The following is a 20,073-nucleotide window of genomic DNA, read 5'->3' as shown; positions in this document are numbered from 1 at the left end:
TCCCCGCCGCCACCCTCGATGCCATGTCCAAACTCCTGGATCTCCTCATCCCCGCCCGCTGCGCGTCCTGCGGCGCTCCCGGCGCCCCTTGCTGCGCCACCTGTCAGTCCGCTTGGGGTTCGCTCAGCGAGATCACCCGCGCCCCGACGGCCGGTCTCGTGCCCGTCTACGCCTTGGCCCGCTACGCCGACGAGGCCCGCCGCCTGATCCTCGCCTACAAGGAACGCGGCCGCCGCGACCTCGCCCCGTCCTTGGGCCGGGCCCTCGCCGAAGCCCTGGTCCACCTGCCAGGGCCGGAGCCGGAACGCTGCCTCGTCCCGGTCCCGTCGAGACGGCACGCCTCGCGGGTCCGAGGCGGCCCGCACGTCCGGCGGATGGCCGAGGAGTGCGTAAAAGTGCTGTCAAGCAAGGGAAAACCGGCGACGGTCGCGCCGGTGCTCGAACTCGGGGCCGGGGTTCGAGACGCCGCGCGGCTCACCCGTGCCGAGCGGGCGGTGAACCTCGACGGCCGCATCCGCCTCGTCCAAGGTGTTCACCCGTCGGAGGTCATTCTGCTTGACGACGTGATCACAACCGGAGCGACGGCCGCCGCTTGTACGCGCCTATTGGACATAAGCGGAATTCACGTTTCCGCGGTGGTCGCGCTGGCCGCCGCCGGGTGATCACGGGGTCACCTACAAGAGTGATGAATGATCGGGAACGGGAATGGGTACAAGGACGTTGACGGGATATGAGGCAGCTTCCGGGGAACACTCCAACGGCTCGCCACTCCACCGGGGTGGCGGCGGATTCCCTTGGTGGCGTCACCCTCGGCTTTTTCCTGTCCGGAGGCTTGCGCCGTCCGCGTGAAAACAAATCACCGGGACGACGCCCGACAGGCCGGATTGTCCCGCTGGGCACGGTCCCTTCGTCGCGTGCGGTGACGGGGTCTCACGTCCTGATATCCCCCGGCTCGGGGGCTGTTGCTCGGGGCGTGTTGCAGCTAACGTGCAGCGCTATCAGCAATCCCGGCAGGCAGGGAGGTGACCAGCCCATGTCCCTGGCGCCGGAGCCGCGCTGAGTCCGCGCTCGGACATCCGACACGAGACGTCGTGGCCGCATGCCGAGTTCTCTCATCGCCCGCGATCCGGGCTTCGTCCCCGCTTTACCGGCGCCCTAGTGAACACATCTACAGCTCGCAGTCATTTCAGCGAGGGAGGTCGTGTATGGACATCGTCGTTAAGGGCCGCAACGTGGAGGTGCCCGACCACTATCGGGCACTCGTCAGCGAAAAGCTGGCCCGGCTAGAGCGCTACGACAAGAAGGTCATCCGATACGACGTGGAGCTCTTCCATGAGCCCAATCGCCGGCAGTCGAAGAACTGCCAGCGCGTCGAAATCACCGGGAAGGGCAGGGGCCCCGCCGTACGCGCCGAAGCGTGTGCGGGCGACTTCTACGCAGCGCTGGATTCCGCACTGAACAAGCTCGAGAACCGGTTGCGGAAGACACACGACCGCCGGCGCGTGCACTATGGCCGCAGCCGCCCGGAATCCGTCGCCGAGGCGACTTCGATGGCGGCCGCCGGTGGCATGACCACCGACACCCGACATCTCGCGGGTACCGCTGTACTCGAAGCGCCCGAGGCCGAACCCATGGCCAACGGTTTCGCTGTCGAGAGCGGTGACGACTTCGAGATGCCCCAGCAGCAGCGCTGGGATGACGGGGTGACCGAACACCAGCCCGGTCGCGTCGTCCGCGAGAAGAAGCATGACGCGGTTCCGATGACGGTCGACCAGGCTCTCTACGAGATGGAACTGGTCGGTCACGACTTCTACCTGTTCAACGACTCCGACGCCGGGTGCCCGAGCGTCGTCTACCGGAGGCGAGGCTTCGACTACGGCGTCATCCGGCTGAGTTAGCCGGCCCTCCGACACCCATAAACGCCTACGACGGCGGCCCGCACGCGTTCGGCGTGCGGGCCGCCGTCTCGTCCGGATCCGGCGGGGCCCGCCCCGGTCTCGTCAGGTACCGACCGACGGTGCGTGCGCGAACACCGAGGTGTTCCCTACGATGGGGGTCGGACGGCGGTGCGAAACCCGGCGCCGCCGCATACGAGACTGCCCGGGATCGGCTCGGGTGCGATCACAATCAGCTAGTGAGGTCGACCGGATGGTGCTGAACCGCCTGCTCCGCGCGGGCGAGGGCAAGATGGTGAAGCGGCTGCGCAACATCGCCGATCACATCAACACTCTCGAAGACGACGTCAAGGAACTTTCGGACACCGCTCTGCGGGCCAAGACCGACGAGTTCCGTAAGCGGAACGCGGACGGCGAGTCACTCGACGACCTCCTGCCGGAGGCGTTCGCGGTGGCGAGGGAGGCGGCCTGGCGTGTGCTCGGCCAGCGGCCCTACGACGTCCAGGTGATGGGCGGCGCCGCGCTGCACCTCGGCCAGGTCTCCGAAATGAAGACCGGTGAGGGCAAGACCCTGACCCAGGTGCTCCCCGCCTATCTGAACGCGCTGTCCGGCAAGGGCGTGCACGTCATCACGGTGAACGACTACCTCGCCAAACGTGACGCCGAGTGGATGGGCCGCATCCACCGCTTCCTCGGCCTCGAGGTCGGCATCATCCTGGCCGACCAGGCCCCCGAGGTCCGCCGCCAGCAGTACGCCGCCGACATCACGCACGGCACGAACAACGAGTTCGGCTTCGACTACCTCCGCGACAACATGGCGTGGAGCCTCGAGGACTGCGTGCAGCGCGGCCACAACTTCGCGATCGTCGACGAGGTGGACTCCATCCTCATCGACGAGGCCCGGACGCCGCTGATCATCTCCGGCCCGGCCGACCAGTCCTCGCGCTGGTACGTCGAGTTCGCGCGGCTGACCCCGCTGATGAAGGTGGACATCCACTACGAAGTGGACATCCGCAAGCGCACCGTCGGTGTCAGCGAGAAGGGCGTCGCGTTCGTCGAGGACCAGCTCGGCATCGACAACCTCTACGAGGCCGCGAACACGCCGCTGGTCGGCTACCTGAACAACGCGCTGAAGGTCAAGGAGCTCTACAAGCGCGACAAGGACTACATCGTCCGTGACGGCGAAGTCCTCATCGTCGACGAGTTCACCGGCCGCATCCTGCACGGCCGCCGCTACAACGAGGGCATGCACCAGGCGATCGAGGCCAAGGAAGGCGTCGAGATCAAGGCCGAGAACCAGACTCTCGCCACGATCACGCTGCAGAACTACTTCCGGCTCTACGACAAGCTGGCGGGCATGACCGGTACCGCCGAGACCGAGGCGGCCGAGTTCCACCAGACCTACAAGCTGGGTGTGGTGCCGATCCCGACCAACAAGCCGATGGTCCGCGCCGACCAGGCCGACCTCATCTACAAGACCGAGCAGGCCAAGTTCGAGGCCGTCGCCGAGGACATCGCCGAGCGGCACGAGAACGGTCAGCCGGTGCTGGTCGGCACCACGAGTGTCGAGAAGTCCGAGCACCTGTCGAAGCTGCTGCTCAAGCTGGGTGTCCCGCACGAGGTCCTCAACGCCAAGCACCACGACCGGGAGGCGCTGATCGTCGCCCGCGCGGGGCGCAAGGGCGCGGTCACGGTCGCCACCAACATGGCGGGCCGCGGTACCGACATCGTGCTCGGCGGCAACCCGGACCTGATCGCCGACGAGGTGCTGCGCGAGCGCGGCCTCGACCCGGTGGAGCACTCCGAGGAGTACGAGGCCGCGTGGCCGAAGGTGCTCGAAGACATCCAGGCGGAGACCAAGGCCGAGGCCGACGAGGTCCGCGAGGCGGGCGGGCTGTACGTGCTCGGCACCGAGCGGCACGAGTCCCGCCGGATCGACAACCAGCTCCGCGGTCGTTCCGGCCGTCAGGGCGACCCGGGCGAGTCCCGGTTCTACCTGTCGCTCGGTGACGAGCTCATGCGCCGCTTCAATGCGACGATGGTCGAGCGGGTCATGACCACCATGCGGCTGCCGGACGACGTGCCGATCGAGCACAAGATGGTCTCCAAGGCGATCAAGAGCGCGCAGACGCAGGTCGAGCAGCAGAACATGGAGATCCGCAAGAACGTCCTCAAGTACGACGAGGTGATGAACGAGCAGCGCAAGGTGATCTACGCCGAGCGCCTGCGCGTCCTCGAGGGCGAAGATCTTCGCGAGCAGATCGAGCACATGCTGGTCGACGTCATCAACGCGTACGTCACCGAGGAGACCTCCTCGGGCTACTCCGAGGACTGGGACCACGAGAAGCTGTGGACGGCGCTCAAGACGCTGTACCCGGTCAAGGTCACCTGGGACGACCTCACCGCGGATGACGACCTCGACGCCGAAAGGCTGCGCGAGGCGCTGCTCGAAGACGCCCACCGCGCGTACGACGAGCGCGAGGTCGAGATCGACGGCAAGGTCGGCGAAGGCGCGATGCGCAGCCTGGAGCGTCAGGTCATGCTCACCGTGCTCGACCGCAAGTGGCGTGAGCACCTCTACGAGATGGACTATCTCAAGGAGGGCATCGGCATGCGGGCCCTGGCCCAGCGCGACCCGGTCATCGAGTACCAGCGCGAGGGCTACGACATGTTCCGCGCGATGCTGGAGTCGTTGAAGGAGGAGGCCGTCGGCTTCCTGTTCAACCTCCAGGTCGAGCAGGCCGAGCCCGCCGCCCCGTCGCCGGAGTCCGCGTCCGCGCTGCCCGCCGGTGTCGGCTCCGGGAACGGCCAGGCCGCCAACGGCGACGGACGGCACGCCCGTCCGACGCCGCCGCAGGGTCCGGCGACCGACACCGAATCCGTGCCGTCCGCCTTGCGGGGCAAGGGTCTCGGGGGCGGTTCGCAGTCCGGGCTGACCATGTCGGGCCCGTCCGAGGACGGCGGCGTCGAGTCGCATTCGGACAGTGCCGGCGACGACGGTGACCAGAGCGGAACCCGCCGGGAGCGTCGTGCCGCGCAGCGCGCCTCCCAGAAGAAGGGCAAGAAGGGCCCGCGCCGCTGAGACAGTGAACGAGAAGGGGGCCTTCGCCGCACGAGACAGACGCGGCGAAGGCCCCTTCGTCATGCGGCGAGCCGTAGCGCGGAAACGCGTCGCGGGGGCTTCAACAGGTGGAAGCGGGTGCACACCCAGCCTGCCGGTGTCCGCTCGAAGCGCGCGGCCAAGGCGAGGAAGCGCTCGTTCTGTTCGACGGTCGCGCAGGCCTCGATGACGCCGTCCGCCGGGTGGCACAGATGGATCGACTTCGGCCGGTAGCCGCCCGGCGGACGGCGACGGCCGCGGTCGAGCAGCGCGCTGTGGAGCGCCGGGTCGAGGATCGGCCGTACCTGGACCGCCGGACGGCGCCCGTCGCAGGCTTCCAGGATGGTGGTCAGCAGCCTGCCCACCTGCCGTCCGTCCAGCGTGTCGGGTCCCTGTCCCGGCGGCGGCGTTTCCTCGAACCGTTCGCCGGACAGCGGCAGGTCCAGCGTGAGCTGGTTGTCCGGCTGCGGTACCCGGTGCAGCCGCCGCTCCGGACGGCCGTCGGGACGGCAGGGTGGTTCATACGGTTTCAGTCGTCTCAGTACGTACGAAGTCATGTGATCGTCCCCCTCCGCGGCCCCCTCGGCCGCGCCCAGCAACTAAGGGACCGGCGGTGGACCGAGGCGCGACACGAACCGCCCGAGAGGATGAACCGGGCGGTGATCGCTTGTGTACGGTGGGCCGGTGCTGAAAGGGCTGGTCATCGACTACGTCGGAGTGCTCACGGACGCCGGTGCGGACGAGCTGTACGCCTTCCTGCGGGCCGCCAGGGAGCGCGGCATCAAAACGGCCTTGCTCTCGAACGCCCCCGGCGCGTCGGACGAGGCCAAACGGACGCTGGATCCGTTCTTCGACGCGCTCGTCTTCTCCGGCGAGGTCGGCGTGGCCAAACCCGAGCGCGAGGTCTACCTTCTCACCGCGGGGCTGCTCGACCTGCCCGCCGAAAGGTGCGTGTTCGTCGACGACGCCGCCCACAACGTCCGAGCCGCGGTGGCGGCCGGGATGGCGGGTGTGCACCACACGTCGGTCGAGGAGACGTTGACCGAGCTCAGCGCCTTGTTCCCGACGCCTTAGCGCGGCGCACCAGCTCGAACGAGAGCACCGCGGCGGCCGCCGAGACGTTGAGCGATTCGACTTCGCCGGGCATCGGGATCGAAACCCACTCCGTCACCAGCTCGCCGACCTCGGCGCCCACGCCGTTCGTCTCCCCGCCCAGCACGAACGCCGCGCGCTGCGGCAGTTCGACGTCGAACACCGAGGAGCGGGCCGAAGCGCCCAGCGCGTAGATGCCGTACCCGGCTTCGGTGAGCATCTCGGCCGCCTCGCGCGCGCTGCCGCACCGCAGCACCGGCGCGCGGAACGCGACCCCGGCCGAGGCCTTGACCACCAACGGATCGAGGGCGGCGACCCCGCGCCGCGGCACCACGACACCCTCCAGCCCGGCGGCGGTCGCCGTGCGCAGGATCATCCCGACGTTCGCCGGAGTGGTGATCCCGTCGAGCAGCAGCACCCGTGACGGCGGCCTGCCGCCGGACAGCGCCGCGTGCAGCGACCGCATGCGCGGCGCGACGACGTCGGCCAGGACGCCCTGGTCCTGCTTGCCGTTCCCGGCCAGCACCTTCACGCGGTGCGCGCTCGCCCGCTGCACCGGCACCCCGGCGGCCTTGGCGGCGCGCTCGATCTCGGCGGCGTTCTGTCCCCGCACGGTGTCGGCGAGAATCACCTTGTCCACCTCGAGCGCCGCGTCGTCCAATGCCTCGAGCACCGGTTTCCGGCCGTACACCGTCAGGAACCGGTCCTTCGGCGAGATCACCGAGTCATCACCCACACCGGCGAGTGTCCCACTATGTAAGGATCGGCTCATGCCCGACCGCCTCTCCGCGCTGGACGCCTCGTTCCTGTACGTGGAAGACCACTCGACCCCGATGCACGTCGGCGGCGTGGCGATCTTCGAACGACCGCGCGACGGCTTCACCTACGAGCAGCTGCTCGACCTGATCGGGCAGCGCCTGGCGTTCCTGCCGCGCTACCGGCAGCGGGTGCTGGAGGTACCGGGTCATCTCGCCCGCCCGGTGTGGGTCGACGACGTCGACTTCGACCTCAACTACCACGTCCGCCGGTCCGCACTGCCGCAGCCGGGTTCCGACGGCCAGCTGTTCGATCTCGTGGCGCGGCTGATGTCGCGGCGGCTCGATCCGGGAAGGCCGCTCTGGGAGGCGTACTTCGTCGAGGGGCTCGCGGGGGACCGCGTCGCGCTGGTGACCAAGACGCATCAGTCCGTTGTGGACGGGATCGGCACGATCGAGCTCGGGCAGCTGATCCTCGACGCCACCCCGCAGGAGCCGGAACCGTTCGACGACAACTGGCATCCGCGCCGGGAACCGAGCCGCACCCAGCTGATCCTCGACGCGGTCGCCGAGACGGTGCAGCGGCCGACGGAACTGGTGGAGAACGTCCGCTCCATCGCCCACGACGCCACCGCGATGGCGGGCAAGGTCACCGAAACGGTCGGGGATGTCGCGTCGGCGTTGAAGACCATGGTGAATCCGGCGCCGTCCGGGCCGCTCAACGTCCGCACCTCCGGCGGCCGCATGTTCGCCGTGGTCCGCACGCGGCTGGAAGACTTCCGCAAGGTCCGCGCCGCGCACGGCGGCACGGTGAACGACGTCGTGCTGGCGGCGATCTCCGGCGCGCTGCGGGAATGGCTGCTCTCCCGCGGCTCGAACCTGACCGCGACGACCACCGTGCGCGCGCTGGTGCCGATGGCCGTCCGCGACGCCGAGACGGCGGAGTTTTCGACGCCCGCGCTGGTCGGGAACCAGGTCGACGCCTATCTCGTCGATCTCCCGGTCGGTGAGCCGAACGCGGTCCTGCGGTTGCAGCACATCGGTCACGCGATGGCGGATCACCTCGATTCGGGCCGCTCGGTCGCCGCGCGCGGGCTGCTGACGGTCGGCGGCTTCGCGCCGGCGACCCTGCATTCGCTGGGCGCGCGGGCCGCCGGGTCGATGTCGGGGCGCATTTTCAATGTGCTGATCACGAATTCGCCGGGCCCGCAGGTGCCGCTCTACGCGGGACAGGCGAAGATGGTGGAGATGTTCCCGGTCATGCCGCTGGTGCGCAATCAGGCGCTGGCGATCGGGGTCACCTCGTATCACGGCGGTGTCTACTTCGGACTGAACGGCGACCGCAAGGCCGTGTCCGATGTGGACCTGCTCGCCGGGATGATCGAGGAATCGTTGGAAGAGCTGAAGGGTGCGCACTGGTGAGGGTCTATCTACCCGGGACGATCGCGATGCTGCGCGATCTCGAAACCGCCGGTGAGTTCCGGGCGCGGAGCGGCACGGGGTTCGCGCTGACCCCGGCGTTGCGGGAGTCCTACGCCAGCGGATCCGACGAAGAACTCGAGTACGCCGCGCTGCTCGACGCCGCCAGGGCGTCGCTCCGGCTGATCGCGGCCGAGGAGAAGCCCGAGCCGCGGCGGGTGGTGATCTCGGCAGACCTCGACGAGGTCACCCTGCGCCCGGATCTCGACGCCGCCGTCGTCCGGCTGGCCGGGCCGGTGAAGCTCGCCGACGTCGCCGCGATCCACGTCGACGCGGCCGAGGCGGCCGAGTCCGTGCAGGCCGCCGCCGCCGTGATCGACCAGGCCGACCTCGGCGACCCGGACGCGGAGTTCACCCTCGGCGACGCCGAAGACCACGAACTCGCCTGGTACGCGCCCCAAGAACTCCCTTTCCTGCTGGAACTCCTGTAACCCACGCGTTTCGTCCTCTGGTTGCGGTCCTTGCACGTGCAACTACCGCAACCAGAGGACTGAACGCGGGGTGGTCAGAACCAGGACGGGCCGGGGACCGGGCGTTCGGGACGCCAGCCGGTTGCCTCGGTGAGCCGCGTCGAGACGACACGCTGCGAACGCGCCAGCACCGCCATCGGACCCACCCGGTTCGCCAGCCACTTCGGCAGCGCGCGGGCCCGGCGGACCCCGGCCGCGGCCGCCATCGCCTCGCCGAGTTCCCGCTTCCGCACCGGATCCGCGGCCAGGTTGTAGACGCCGCCCGGTGCCCGCAGCGCCGCGATCGCGCCCGCCGCCGCGTCGTCCGGGTGGATCGCCGCGGTCCAGTCGGTCCGGCGGCCGATGATCAGCGGTGAACCGCGCCGCGCGGCCGTCAGCATCATGGTGGTCATCGGGTCGTCCGAGACGAGCAGCCCGATCCGCAGCCTGATCGCGGTGCGTCCCTCGTCCGCCAGTTCCGCGATGTTCGCGTGCGCCACCGTCGAAGACGCGATGTGCCCCGTGGGCGCGAGAGGCGCGTCCTCGTCCAGTTCGCCGTCGCCGCCGTCGGCGTAGACGAACGAAATCCCTTCCTGCACCACGATTCCCAGTTCGCCGACCCGGCGCGCGGCGGCCGCGAGCGTCCGGGTGCCGTCGGTCCGCAGCCGGTCGTTCTCCGCCCAGCCCGCCGACGTCATCGCGCTCCGCCCGCCCGGGATCCGGGTCGCGACGTTCACCACCGCGTCGTGCCCGCGCAGCGCCCCGGCCAGGGAATCGACGTCGAACAGCGAACCCGTCACCGGCTTCGCGCCGGTCGCGCTCACGGCCGCGACGCGGCCTTCACCGCGGGCGAGCCCGCTCACCTCGTGGCCTTCGGCCAGCAGGCGCCGCACCAGCGGCCGCCCCAGCACCCCGGTCGCCCCGATCACCATCACGCGCATGTCCGTCCTCCTGTTCGCCTTCCCCTCTGGACGAGACGGGCGCGAGGAACGTGACAGGGTCAGCCCGCCGGGATTTCGCCGATCTCCTCCGGCGGCGGCGCCTGGATGTCCGCCTGCGTGCCCCACTCGCTGTAGCGCGTGACGATCCGGGCCATCGCGGCGTCCGGGACACCCGAAGCGGCGAGGACGGGGGCGAGGTCGAGCACGACCTGCACCGGCTGACGCGCGTCGTCGAGCCAGATCTCCATCGGGATCTTCCCGAGCTTGCCGTTCAGTTCCCCGAGAGCCTCGGCCGACAGCCCGGCGGGCAGATCACCGCCCAGCGCGGCCATGTCGATGTCCAGCCGGTAGTGCTCGGTGGACACACCGTCGAGTTCGGTACGCCCGGACTCGGTGAGCGTGCCGGCCCGCCGCGCCTGATCGAGCGCGCGGCCGGGATCGTTCTGCTTCGCCAGCTGGTCGATGTTTCCGCCGAGGACCTGGGAGAATGGGTCGGCGCCGACTGTGCCGTCCTTAGAGACCTTGACCCAGGGCTTCCCGCCGGGAACGTCCTCGCGGGCGCTCTCGGGGACCTTGGCGAAGACGGTCTTGTCGATCAGCCGGAGTTCGAGCGGTTCGCCGAGGAAGTCCGTGGTCATGGCCAGCGCGGCGACCCGGGCCTGCCCCTGGCTCTTCGAGCGCATCGTGCCCGCGGTGACGTCGGTGGCGAACTTCGCGGCCTTGCCGTCGATGGCGGCGGTGGCACCGTCGGCGAGCGCGCGGGCGTCGGTGAAGGAGACGGTTTCGCCGTCACACGCACCGAGCAGCGCACCGAGGACGAGGACGACGGCGGGCAGGGCCGTTCTCCGCATGAGGACCTGCTTTCAAAGTCGGGCACTCAAGCGAAACACAGCCGGGGACCTCGCCCCGAACGGGGGAACGGCTCAGCGGCTGTCGCCGATCGCCTCGGGCGGCGGCGCGATGATCACCACGTCGGACGCCCAGCTGTCGTACTTGACCGTGGTCTTGCCGAGGTTGACCTGCACCGGACGCTGCTCGGCGTCCAGCCACACCTCGGCGGGGGAACCGCCAAGGTCGAGGACGTAGTGCGTGGTGGCCGTGCCGTTCAGGTCGGCCTGCTCGGACTTGGTGATCTTGCCGGACTTCGAGATCCGGTCGATCGTGCGCGTCGGATCCAGCGTCTCGACGACGTTCGTCATCAGCTCGCCGTTGGCCGCGGACAGCGCGTCCTTGCCGTCGGCGGTGATCTTGACCCATTCCTTGTCGGTCTTGAGCTCCTGGACCTGCGCGTCGGACAGGTGGTAGTAGAGGACACCGTCGGCGAAGATCAGGTCCCGTTTCTCGCCCGCGACCTCGGCGACCATGGAGAACTTGCTGTTCGGGCCCTCGTAGAGCCCGGAACTGGTCACCACGACCTTGCGGCCGTCCTCGGCGGTGGTCTCCAGCGCGATCTTCGACGAGCGGGCCTTCTGCGTGCCCTCGGCGGCGGCCGAAGCCAGCTGCGCCGCGTCCTTGACCGGTGGCGCCGCCGGTTTCTCTTCGCCGGAACAGCCTCCCAGCAGCAGGAGAGCGGTACAGACGGCGGCGAATCCGGTGGCACGCATAGGACTCCCTCGGGTGAATGGTCTGTACCACCACCGTAGTGCCTGGCGCGTGAATTTCCACCGTCCGATTGTCGGGGAGCGCGTGAAGGCCCCCTTCCCGCGGCTGAACCGAGGGAAGGGGGCCTTCGCGCGCGAGCGGGACCTAGATTCCCTGCTTCGCCATTTCGGCGTAGTCGCCCACCTCGGCGGCCGGAGGCGGAACGACGTTCACCGGCGTTCCCCAGTCGCTGTAGGTGTACGTCGACTTGATCTCGCCGGTCTCGCGACCTCCCACCGACTTCATCAGCGAGGTCATGTCCATGGTCATCTTCAGCGGAAGCTGTTCGGCGTTGAGCCACAGTTCGGACGGGATCCGCAGATCCTTGCCCGCGAGCCGTTCCTCGACCTTCGCCCGCTGGTCGGCGGGGATGTCGTCACCGAAGAACAGGTCGAACTGCTTCTTGGCGTCGAATTCGACGAAGTAGTGGTTCACCGGGACACCGTCGAGCTGGGTCTGCTCCGACTTGAGGACGCGGCCGGTCTTTTCGACCATCTCCAGCAGCTTCGCCGGGTCGCCCATCTCGAACGACTTCTGCAGCGCCTTCCCCATGGCCTTCGTCTGGGGGTCCTCGCTGTTCAGATCGATCTTCCCCCAGTTCTTGTCCGTCTTGAGCTGTGCCTTCTCGGACGGGGGGAGTTTGACGAACAGGGTCTGGTCGACCAGGCGCAGGATGCCGGGTTCGCCGTCGATGGTCAGGTTCGCCTCGATCTTCGAGGCGGGACCGTCGTAGTAGGCCAGCAAAGTGCCCGTGATCTTGGAGTCTCCGCGTGCGGAGTCGATGGTCGCTTTGGAGGACTTGGTTTTCCGCGTCCCCTGCTTCGCGGCCTCGACGAGGCCGAGCGCGTCGGTGAACGGGGTGGCCAGCGCGAGCTCGCCACCTTTGTTCTCGGCCGGCGCGCTCGGGCGGGTGCCGCAGCCCGTGACCACGAGGGTCAGGGCCGCGGCCGCCGCGACGAGCTTGAAAGTCGGGCGCATGCTTACTGGCCGGCCTTCTTCATGATCTCCGCCATGTCGCCGACCTGGTCGGCGGGCGGCGCGGTGATGTTCACCGGGACGCCCCAGTCGGTGTACTTGACCGTGGTCTTGGCGACGCCGTCGCCGGGGGCGCCCATGGCCTTCACGAACGCGGTCTGGTCCGAGACGACCTGCACCGGCAGTTGGTCGGCGTTGAGCCACAGCTCGGTGGGAATGGTGACGTTCTTGCCCTTGAGCTTCGCGTCGAGCTGCTTCAACGCCTCTGCGGGCAGCGGGATGCCGATGTCGCCCATGATGAGGGCGATGGCCTTCTCGGCCTCGATCTCGATGACGTAGTGGTTGGTCTGCTCGCCGTTCAGCTCGACCTGGTCCGACTTCGTGATCTTGCCCGCCTTCGAGACCTGCTCGAGGATGCGGGACGGGTCGCTGTCCTTGACGGCCTTCGACATCATCTTTCCGAGCAGCTGCGAGATCGGGTCCTGGCCGTCGGCCGCGATCTTCGCGTACGCCTTGTCGGTCTTCAGCTCGGCCTTGTCTTCCGCGTCGAGCTTGAAGAACAGCGCGTTGTCGATGAACAGCATGTCGAGCTTCTTGCCGTCGGCGTCCATGATCATCGAGAGCTTGCTGTTCTCGCCGTCGTACAGCCCCTGGCCGGACGCCGTGTTCTTCTCGGTGCCCGAGACGGCCTCCATCGTCATCTTCGACGACTTGGCCTTCTTGGTGCTCTCGCGGGTCAGCGCCGCGAGCTGGATCGGGTCGCCGAGCGGCGACGAAAGCGAGCTCTTCGCTTCGGAAGGAACGGGAGCAGTCGCGCCGGACTGCTTCTCGCCACCGCAGGCGGACAGCGCCAGGACGGCGGCCGTGGTGACGGCGGCGAGCATGGTTACGCGCTTCAAGTGGACCCCTCAGAAAAGTTGATCTAATCCGAACGGGTTATCGCGCGCGGGCGAAATTAGTTACCGATCGTCGTCATGTCCAGCTCGGGAGCCCAAAAGGCGGCGCAAAGACTCCAAACGGTCCATACTTGCGTGACCCTCGGTGACCACGTCGTCGAGCGCGCAGTCCGGATCCGAGGGCGGCCCGAGGTGACCGCAGCCGGAGGGACACTCCTCGGCCGCCGCGGCGAACTCCTCGAACGCGAGCACGATGTCGTCGGCGGTCACGTGCGCGAGACCGAACGAGCGGATGCCCGGGGTGTCGACCACCCAGCCGCCGCCGGGCAGCGAGAGCGCGACGGCCGCGACGGACGTGTGCCTGCCCTTGCCGACCGCGCTGACCACGCCGGTCGCCAGCCCGGCGTCCGGCACCAGCCGGTTGACCAGGGTGGACTTCCCGACCCCCGAATGCCCGACCAGCGCGGTGACCCGGTCCTTGAGCCGTCCGACCAGTTCGTCCGGGAACTCGTCGTGCCGCGTGACCACGGCGGGGATGTCGAGGCCCGCGTAACCGGCGAGGAGCTCGTCCGGGCTCGCGAGGTCGGCCTTCGTCAGGCAGAGGACCGGCTCGAGGCCGCCCGCGTAGCAGGCGACGAGACATCGGTCGATGAAGCCCGTGCGCGGCTGGGGATCGGCCAGCGCGGTCACGATCAGCAGTTGCTCGGCGTTGGCGACGACCACCCGTTCGAACGGATCGGTGTCGTCCGCGGTCCGGCGGAGCACGCTGGAGCGTTCATCCACCCGGATGATCCGGGCGAGGGTGTCGGGCTTGCCGCTCACGTCGCCGACGATGCCGACGGTGTCGCCGACGACCACCGAGACCCGGCCCATCTCCCTGGCGCGCATCGCGGTGACGACGCGCTCCGGATCCGAGTCGATCGCGCAGGTCCAGCGCCCGCGGTCCTTCCCGATGACCATCGCCGTGGAGGCGTCGGCGTGCTCGGGACGACGTTTGCTGCGCGGCCTGGTGCCCTTGCCGGGACGGATCCGCACATCGGATTCGTCCAGCTTGCGCCAGTCCTTGCCAGCCAAACCGCCTCCTGCTCTTCGAACACCGCGGAACAATGATCCCATGCTGCTCGCCATCGTCTGCCCGGCGTGTAACGATGACTGTCGATTAGGGAGGTTTTCGCATGTGCGGGCGTTATGCCGCCACCAAGGACCCCGCGGCGCTGATCGACGAATTCGCCGCGGTGGACCTGACCGAGGGCCGGATCCGGACCGATCACAACGTGGCGCCGACCAAGGACGTCCCGACGGTGGTGCAGCGGCATCCGCGTGACGCCGACGGCGCGGTGCTCGAAGACGAGCCGCCCGTCCGGTCGCTGCGGATGATGCGCTGGGGCCTGGTCCCGTTCTGGGCGAAGGACCCCGGAGTGGGCTCGAAGATGATCAACACGCGTGCCGAGACGGCCAAGGAGAAGCCGTCCTTCAAGAAGGCGGTCTCCGCGCGGCGCTGCCTCGTCCCCGCCGACGGCTGGTACGAGTGGCGGCGCGACGGCAAGGAGAAGCAGCCCTTCTTCATGACCGGCCCCGGTGACGGATCGCTGGCGTTCGCCGGGATCTGGGAGACCTGGCGGCCGAAGGACGACCGGGACGCCGACCCGCTGATCACCTTCTCCGTGATCACCACGGACTCGGTCGGCAGGCTCGCCGACATCCACCACCGCATGCCGCTGCTGATGCCGCGCGAGAAGTGGGACACCTGGCTCGACCCCGACCTGCCCGACGTCACCGACCTGCTCGTCCCGCCCTCGGCGGAGCTGGTCGACACGATCGAGCTGCGGCCGGTGTCCAGCCTGGTCAACAACGTCCGCAACAACGGCCCGGAGCTGCTGGACCGGGTCGAACCCGCCGCCGACAGCGCGCTCTTCGACCTGCCGAGCTCATGACGAAACTGGAGATCGACACCGCCTACGGCCCCGCGCGGGCCGAGTTGCACTGCGCCGAGGAGGGTGTCGCGGTGCTGATGCTCGGCCACGGCGCGGGCGGCGGGATCGGGGCGAAGGACCTGGTCGCGGTCACGCGGGCGGCGCAGGCGGCCGGCGTCCACGTCGCGCTCGTCGAGCAGCCGTACCGGGTGGCGGGCCGCCGGGCTCCCGCGCCCGCCACCCAGCTCGACACCGCCTGGCTCACCGTGGCCGACGAGATCTCCGAGCGGTTCGACGATCTCCCGCTCGTGTTCGGCGGCCGGTCCTCCGGGGCCCGCGTCGCCTGCCGGACCGCCGCCGTGGGGCAGGCGGTGGCGGTGCTCTGCCTGGCCTTCCCCGAACATCCGCCGGGGAAGCCGGAGAAGACCCGCCAGGGTGAATTGGACGCCGTCGAGGTCCCGACCCTGGTCGTCCAGGGCGAGCGGGACCCGTTCGGCTTGCCCAAGGCGGGCCCGCATCACGAGATCGTGGTGCTCAAGGGTGACCACAACCTCAGCGCCGACCTCGACGGCGTGTCACGCGCGGCTTCCGAGTGGCTCGAGCGTGTGCTGAGGCCGCTCGCCTGAGAACCGCCGCCGGGCGTAGTGCACGGTGACCGCGGCCAGCAGCGGACCCCAGAGCAGCAGCGGCGCGTAACAGACGGCCATGACGACGCCGTAGACCGGCGAGTCCTCCCAGCTGCCCCGCGCCATCGACGACCCGGCCTCGTTCCAGCCGGACAACGCCTGGAGGCTCAGCAGGGTCAGGGCGATCGCGCCCGCGGCGGCCGGGACGATCGCGGCGAGCGGCGGGATCCGCCTGCCCCGCAGCCCCGGTATCCAGCGCGGCCACACCTCACCCCACGGCCGGACGAGCCCGAGGGTGAGGAAGGCGAGTGCCTCGGCGAGGAGGCTCAGCCCGAAGACGTAGGCCGTGCCCCAGCCGGGGATGCCGAATTCCGTCAGCCCTTGCGCGGTGAACCCGACCGGCACGCCGAGACCCATCGCGATCCGCCACAGCCCGGACGGCAGGGTCGCCAGCAGCGTGGCGTGGGCGGCGAGGTTCGCCCACCTCGGCACGTCGGGCACGGTCTTGGTCATGGAGTCGCTCCCCAGGGATCGTCGTTCGCTTGCCGACGACGATTCCGCAGGCGGAGCCGGTGATCTTCCCGCCAGGGACCGAGGTGCTTCCCCCGCGAGGGTGAATCTCCACCCCGCGTTTCGTCCTCTGGTTGCGGTCCTTGCGTGTGCAAGGACCGCAACCGGTCACCTACTTGCGAGGGGCTGGGAGGGTGTGGGATCAGGGGCTTGGGTGACGATCTGGGCCAGTGCCGCCGCGGTCAGCCTGCGATGGGGGCGACGGTGGCCCCGGTGAGGCGCACCAGATCGCCCGGAGCGAGCTCGACCTCCAGACCGCGACGCCCCGCCGAGCAGTGCACGGTCTCGAACTTCTCCGCCGAAGCGTCGATCACCACCGGGAGCCGGCTCCGGTGCCCGAGCGGCGAGATCCCGCCGAGCACGTACCCCGTCGCGCGCTGCGCGGCTGCGGGGTCGGCCATCTTCGCCTTCTTCCCGCCCGAGGCGGCGGCGAGGGCCTTCAGATCCAGCTGGCCGGTGACCGGGACCACGCCGACGGTCAGCTTCCCGTCGACGTCGGCGACCAGTGTCTTGAACACCCGCGCGGGTTCGAGCCCCAGCGCCTCGACGGCCTCGAGGCCGTACGACTCGGCCCTCGGATCGTGGTCGTAGGCGTGCAGGACATGCGGCACTTTCTGCTTCGCCAGCAGCGCCGTCGCCGGGGTTCCCTTGCCTGCCATGGCCGGAGTCTACGAGGGCGCCGGGAATGCCCGACCGGGCAACACTGTTGGAACGCACGTGCCCACCACACTGGAAGCTCCCCGAATCCTGATCCCGCGCACGCCGGGCGGCCAGGTGATCCGTCCGCGCGTAAACTCGATGTCGTCTCATGCGCACAAGCGCATCGACGCCGATCGAGAAGGGAACGGTTTGCCGAGCACGCAGAATCCCGCGCCGGACACGGGCACGGACGCCGAAGAGGCGGCCGCGCGGGCCGAGCGCTTCGAGCGGGACGCGATGCCCCTGCTCGACCAGCTGTACTCGGCCGCCATGCGGATGACCCGGAATCCCGCCGATGCCGAGGACCTCGTCCAGGAGACGTACTTGAAGGCGTACGCGGCCTTCGCGTCCTTCAAGGCGGGTACGAACCTCAAGGCGTGGATGTACCGCATCCTCACGAACACCTACATCAACGGCTATCGCAAGCGTCAGCGCCAGCCGGTGCAGCAGCCCACCGAGGAGATCACCGACTGGCAGATCGCCAAGGCGGAGAGCCACACCTCCAGCGGGCTGCGCTCGGCCGAGGTCGAGGCGATGGACAACCTGCCCGACGCCGACGTCAAGGAAGCGCTGCAGAAGCTGCCCGAGGAGTTCCGCCTCGCGGTCTACCTCGCCGACGTCGAAGGCTTCGCGTACAAGGAGATCGCCGAGATCATGGACACGCCCATCGGCACCGTGATGTCCCGGCTGCACCGCGGCCGCGCCCAGCTCCGTGACCTGCTCGCCGACGTCGCCCGCGAACGGGGCTTCATCCGCGCGGGCAACCGGCAGGAGGTGGCGGGGCGATGAACGACGACTACTGCTCCGGCGCGGACGACAAGGTCAAGTGCGAGGAAGCCCTCGCCGACATCTACCTGCTGCTGGACAAGGAGTGCAGCGCCGAGCGCGACGAGGCACTGCGCAAGCACATCGAAGACTGCCCGCCGTGCCTCGAGGAATACGGCATCGACGAGCACATCAAGCAGCTGCTCGCCCGCAAGTGCGGGGGTGACCACGCGCCGGACGACCTGAAGTCCCGGCTGCGGGCCTCGATCCGCCAGACCGTGCAGACCAAGGGCGCGATCACCATCGAGCGCACCGAGGTCCGGATCGAGCAGACCTTCGAATAACCCGGCTCAAGACACACGAAGGCCCCCGTACCGGATCGGTGCGGGGGCCTTCGCTGTCTGATCGATGATCAGGAGTTGGGCTTCTTGCCGTGGTTCGCGCCGTTCTTCTTACGGTCGCGACGCTTGCGGGCGCGCTTCGACATGTTTCACTCCTCGTCCGAGTGGCCCTCGCGGGGTGGTACGACACCGCTGGGCCAGGGTCAACCTGTTCAGTGTGTCATGCGGCCCTCACCCTGCTTGGATGGGGACGTGTCCACCCTTTCCGATCTGCTCGCGGAGAACACCGGCATGTCCGGTGAAGCCGCGGACCATCTCCAGACCGTGGTCGCCGAATGGCAGCTGCTGGCCGACCTGTCCTTCGCCGACTTCCTGCTCTGGGTCGCCGTCTCGGAGGAGCTCCAGCCCGACGGCGGCGACTACGTCTGCGTCGCGCACGCGCGCCCGACGACCGCGCCGACGGCCCATCCCGAGGACGTCGTCGGCTCCCGGTTCACCGTGGACGAGCATCCACAGCTCGCCAAGGCGAGCCGCGAGGTGCGGATCTGCCGAGAAGAGGACCCGCACTGGTACCGCGACCTGCCGATGCGCCGCGAGGCCATCCCGGTGGTGTTCGGCGGCACGGTGATCGCCGTCCTCAGCCGCGAGACCAACCTGGCGGCCTCGCGGGTGCCGAGCCCGCTCGAGATCGCCTATCTCGGCAGCGCCGGCGACCTGTGCCAGATGATCGTCGACGGCACCTTCCCCAGCCCGGGGAACCAGACGGACACACACACCAGCCCCCGCGTCGGCGACGGCCTGATCCGCCTCGACCCGACCGGCACCGTGGTCTTCGCCAGCCCGAACGGGCTGTCGGCCTACCACCGGATGGGGCACGAATCCGACCTCGTCGGTCAGCGTCTCGCGCCGCTGACCAGGTCGCTCATCCGTGACCCGTTCGACGCGACCGAGGTGTCGCACCGGATCATCGAGGCGCTCGACGGCAAGCCCAGCAGCCGGACCGAGGCGGACTCCCGCCGCGGTGCCGTCGTGCTGTTCCGTGCGCTTCCGCTGCGCCCGGCGGGGCAGCCCGCCGGCGCGCTCGTGCTGGTGCGCGACGTCACCGAGGTGAAGCGCCGTGACCGCGCCCTCCTTTCGAAGGACGCGACCATCCGCGAGATCCACCACCGGGTGAAGAACAACCTGCAGACCGTGGCCGCACTGCTGCGGCTCCAGTCGCGCCGGACCTCCAGCGAGGAGGCGCGGCTCGCGCTCGGCGAGTCCGTGCGCCGGGTCTCGTCGATCGCGATGGTGCACGAGGCGCTGTCCATCTCGGTGGACGAGCGGGTCGATCTCGACAAGCTGCTCGACAACGTGCTCCCGATGGTCGGCGAGGTCGCGACGGCCGAGTCCCAGGTCGGGCTTTCGCGCAAGGGCTCGTTCGGCGTCGTCGTCGCCGAGATCGCGACGCCGTTGGTGATGGTGCTGGCCGAACTGGTCCAGAACGCCATCGAGCACGCGTTCCCCGGCGGACGGCCGGGCAAGGTCGAACTCGAGGTGGAGCGGTCGGCCCGCTGGCTCGACGTCGTCATCCGCGACAACGGGCGCGGATTGCCGTCGGGTTTTTCACTGGAACGCAGCGACGGCCTCGGCCTGCAGATCGTGCGGACGCTGGTGGAATCGGAACTGCGCGGATCGCTGTCCCTTCGCGGACTTCGCGGGGAGGCAGAGGAACCCGGCGGTCGCCGGGCCGGCACCGAAGCGGCTTTGCGGATCCCGCTTTCCCGCCGGCTCTGAGTGGCCGTAGTGGACAGTCCTCTTTGATCGTCCTTTGTGGACTGTCTTACCCGGACACGTTTTAGGGCCGGCGCCCGAAGAGAAAGATGGCGCCGGCCCTGTAACGGTTCCGCGGGAGGACTTGGAGAAAGTCCGGTGAAGCCGGACCCCCGTGGGGGCG

The 20,073-nt window shown here is 69.1% G+C and carries 22 protein-coding genes; 11 read left to right on the top strand and 11 right to left on the bottom strand.

Features of this window, described 5'->3' with window-relative positions:
* Positions 1-23 precede the first annotated feature (23 nt).
* The 3 genes from ACLJRM_RS05000 (at position 24) to secA (ending at position 4,977) form a co-directional block, all read left to right on the top strand.
* A complete protein-coding gene (locus ACLJRM_RS05000; RefSeq protein WP_410662404.1) occupies positions 24-662 on the top strand; it encodes a ComF family protein in 639 nt (212 codons plus the stop codon).
* 543 nt (positions 663-1,205) lie between these two features.
* Positions 1,206-1,898 carry a ribosome hibernation-promoting factor, HPF/YfiA family gene (hpf, locus tag ACLJRM_RS04995; RefSeq protein ID WP_101610435.1) on the top strand — a complete coding sequence of 231 codons (693 nt, stop codon included), beginning with the start codon at positions 1,206-1,208 and terminating at the stop codon, positions 1,896-1,898.
* A gap of 250 nt (positions 1,899-2,148) precedes the next feature.
* Positions 2,149-4,977, top strand: coding sequence for a preprotein translocase subunit SecA (gene secA, locus ACLJRM_RS04990; protein WP_101610433.1), 2,829 nt, complete (start codon positions 2,149-2,151; stop codon positions 4,975-4,977).
* Positions 4,978-5,036: 59 nt separating this feature from the next.
* Here the strand turns inward: secA and ACLJRM_RS04985 are convergent, their stop codons facing one another.
* Complete coding sequence (locus ACLJRM_RS04985) at positions 5,037-5,552, bottom strand: Rv3235 family protein (protein ID WP_101610432.1); 516 nt, start codon at positions 5,550-5,552, stop codon at positions 5,037-5,039.
* 112 nt (positions 5,553-5,664) lie between these two features.
* On the opposite strand from ACLJRM_RS04985, the gene ACLJRM_RS04980 reads away from it, so the two are divergent.
* Positions 5,665-6,069 (top strand): HAD family hydrolase, encoded by a 405-nt coding sequence (locus ACLJRM_RS04980; protein WP_410662403.1) that lies wholly within the window; start codon positions 5,665-5,667, stop codon positions 6,067-6,069.
* Here the strand turns inward: ACLJRM_RS04980 and ACLJRM_RS04975 are convergent.
* A complete protein-coding gene (locus ACLJRM_RS04975) occupies positions 6,044-6,823 on the bottom strand; it encodes a TrmH family RNA methyltransferase (protein WP_410662402.1) in 780 nt (259 codons plus the stop codon). The two genes, ACLJRM_RS04980 and ACLJRM_RS04975, sit on opposite strands and share 26 nt — an antisense overlap.
* Positions 6,824-6,857: 34 nt before the next feature.
* Here ACLJRM_RS04975 and ACLJRM_RS04970 point away from each other — a divergent pair, with 34 nt between their 5' ends.
* Positions 6,858-8,264: a WS/DGAT/MGAT family O-acyltransferase gene (locus ACLJRM_RS04970; protein ID WP_101610427.1), complete on the top strand. Its 1,407-nt coding sequence runs from the start codon at positions 6,858-6,860 to the stop codon at positions 8,262-8,264.
* On the top strand, positions 8,261-8,752 hold the full coding sequence (locus tag ACLJRM_RS04965) for a DUF6912 family protein (RefSeq protein ID WP_101610425.1): 492 nt from the start codon (positions 8,261-8,263) through the stop codon (positions 8,750-8,752). The genes ACLJRM_RS04970 and ACLJRM_RS04965 overlap by 4 nt, the downstream gene beginning before the upstream one ends.
* A gap of 74 nt (positions 8,753-8,826) precedes the next feature.
* Here ACLJRM_RS04965 and ACLJRM_RS04960 read toward each other — a convergent pair whose 3' ends face one another.
* The 6 genes from ACLJRM_RS04960 to rsgA all read right to left on the bottom strand — a co-directional run bounded on the left by ACLJRM_RS04960 (position 8,827) and on the right by rsgA (position 14,297).
* Entirely contained in the window at positions 8,827-9,711 is an 885-nt protein-coding gene (locus ACLJRM_RS04960) for an NAD-dependent epimerase/dehydratase family protein (protein WP_101610423.1), read from the bottom strand.
* Positions 9,712-9,770: 59 nt separating this feature from the next.
* On the bottom strand, positions 9,771-10,562 hold the full coding sequence (locus tag ACLJRM_RS04955; RefSeq protein ID WP_410662401.1) for a hypothetical protein: 792 nt from the start codon (positions 10,560-10,562) through the stop codon (positions 9,771-9,773).
* A gap of 72 nt (positions 10,563-10,634) precedes the next feature.
* Positions 10,635-11,315 carry a hypothetical protein gene (locus ACLJRM_RS04950; RefSeq protein ID WP_410662400.1) on the bottom strand — a complete coding sequence of 227 codons (681 nt, stop codon included), beginning with the start codon at positions 11,313-11,315 and terminating at the stop codon, positions 10,635-10,637.
* 142 nt (positions 11,316-11,457) lie between these two features.
* Positions 11,458-12,330, bottom strand: coding sequence for a hypothetical protein (locus ACLJRM_RS04945; RefSeq protein WP_101610418.1), 873 nt, complete (start codon positions 12,328-12,330; stop codon positions 11,458-11,460).
* A 2-nt stretch (positions 12,331-12,332) separates the two neighbouring features.
* A complete protein-coding gene (locus ACLJRM_RS04940) occupies positions 12,333-13,226 on the bottom strand; it encodes a hypothetical protein (RefSeq protein ID WP_410662399.1) in 894 nt (297 codons plus the stop codon).
* A 60-nt stretch (positions 13,227-13,286) separates the two neighbouring features.
* Positions 13,287-14,297: a ribosome small subunit-dependent GTPase A gene (gene rsgA, locus ACLJRM_RS04935; RefSeq protein WP_410600604.1), complete on the bottom strand. Its 1,011-nt coding sequence runs from the start codon at positions 14,295-14,297 to the stop codon at positions 13,287-13,289.
* A 101-nt stretch (positions 14,298-14,398) separates the two neighbouring features.
* Between rsgA and ACLJRM_RS04930 the strand changes: the two genes are divergently transcribed.
* Positions 14,399-15,157: an SOS response-associated peptidase gene (locus ACLJRM_RS04930; protein ID WP_101610413.1), complete on the top strand. Its 759-nt coding sequence runs from the start codon at positions 14,399-14,401 to the stop codon at positions 15,155-15,157.
* Positions 15,154-15,762: an alpha/beta family hydrolase gene (locus tag ACLJRM_RS04925; protein WP_101610412.1), complete on the top strand. Its 609-nt coding sequence runs from the start codon at positions 15,154-15,156 to the stop codon at positions 15,760-15,762. The genes ACLJRM_RS04930 and ACLJRM_RS04925 overlap by 4 nt, the downstream gene beginning before the upstream one ends.
* Here the strand turns inward: ACLJRM_RS04925 and ACLJRM_RS04920 are convergent.
* A complete protein-coding gene (locus ACLJRM_RS04920; protein WP_101610410.1) occupies positions 15,712-16,275 on the bottom strand; it encodes a hypothetical protein in 564 nt (187 codons plus the stop codon). The genes ACLJRM_RS04925 and ACLJRM_RS04920 overlap by 51 nt on opposite strands.
* A gap of 239 nt (positions 16,276-16,514) precedes the next feature.
* Complete coding sequence (gene ybaK / locus ACLJRM_RS04915) at positions 16,515-16,991, bottom strand: Cys-tRNA(Pro) deacylase (RefSeq protein ID WP_410662398.1); 477 nt, start codon at positions 16,989-16,991, stop codon at positions 16,515-16,517.
* A 190-nt stretch (positions 16,992-17,181) separates the two neighbouring features.
* On the opposite strand from ybaK, the gene ACLJRM_RS04910 reads away from it, so the two are divergent.
* Together ACLJRM_RS04910 and rsrA are read left to right on the top strand one after the other, a co-directional pair.
* The gene (locus tag ACLJRM_RS04910) at positions 17,182-17,820 is read left to right on the top strand and encodes a sigma-70 family RNA polymerase sigma factor (RefSeq protein WP_101613491.1); all 639 of its coding nucleotides are present in this window, start codon (positions 17,182-17,184) and stop codon (positions 17,818-17,820) included.
* Positions 17,817-18,140 carry a mycothiol system anti-sigma-R factor gene (gene rsrA / locus ACLJRM_RS04905; protein ID WP_101610408.1) on the top strand — a complete coding sequence of 108 codons (324 nt, stop codon included), beginning with the start codon at positions 17,817-17,819 and terminating at the stop codon, positions 18,138-18,140. The genes ACLJRM_RS04910 and rsrA overlap by 4 nt, the downstream gene beginning before the upstream one ends.
* Before the next feature lie 68 nt (positions 18,141-18,208).
* On the opposite strand, the gene ACLJRM_RS04900 is transcribed toward rsrA, so the two are convergent.
* Complete coding sequence (locus tag ACLJRM_RS04900; RefSeq protein WP_369299112.1) at positions 18,209-18,283, bottom strand: 50S ribosomal protein bL37; 75 nt, start codon at positions 18,281-18,283, stop codon at positions 18,209-18,211.
* A 106-nt stretch (positions 18,284-18,389) separates the two neighbouring features.
* On the opposite strand from ACLJRM_RS04900, the gene ACLJRM_RS04895 reads away from it, so the two are divergent.
* The gene (locus ACLJRM_RS04895; protein ID WP_101610406.1) at positions 18,390-19,913 is read left to right on the top strand and encodes a sensor histidine kinase; all 1,524 of its coding nucleotides are present in this window, start codon (positions 18,390-18,392) and stop codon (positions 19,911-19,913) included.
* Positions 19,914-20,073: the final 160 nt, after the last annotated feature.

The organism is Amycolatopsis sp. lyj-84, from assembly GCF_046549075.1.
Taxonomy (GTDB): domain Bacteria; phylum Actinomycetota; class Actinomycetes; order Mycobacteriales; family Pseudonocardiaceae; genus Amycolatopsis.
The sequence above is the reverse complement of the archived record's forward strand: the minus strand, read 5'-3'. Positions and strand labels throughout refer to the sequence as shown.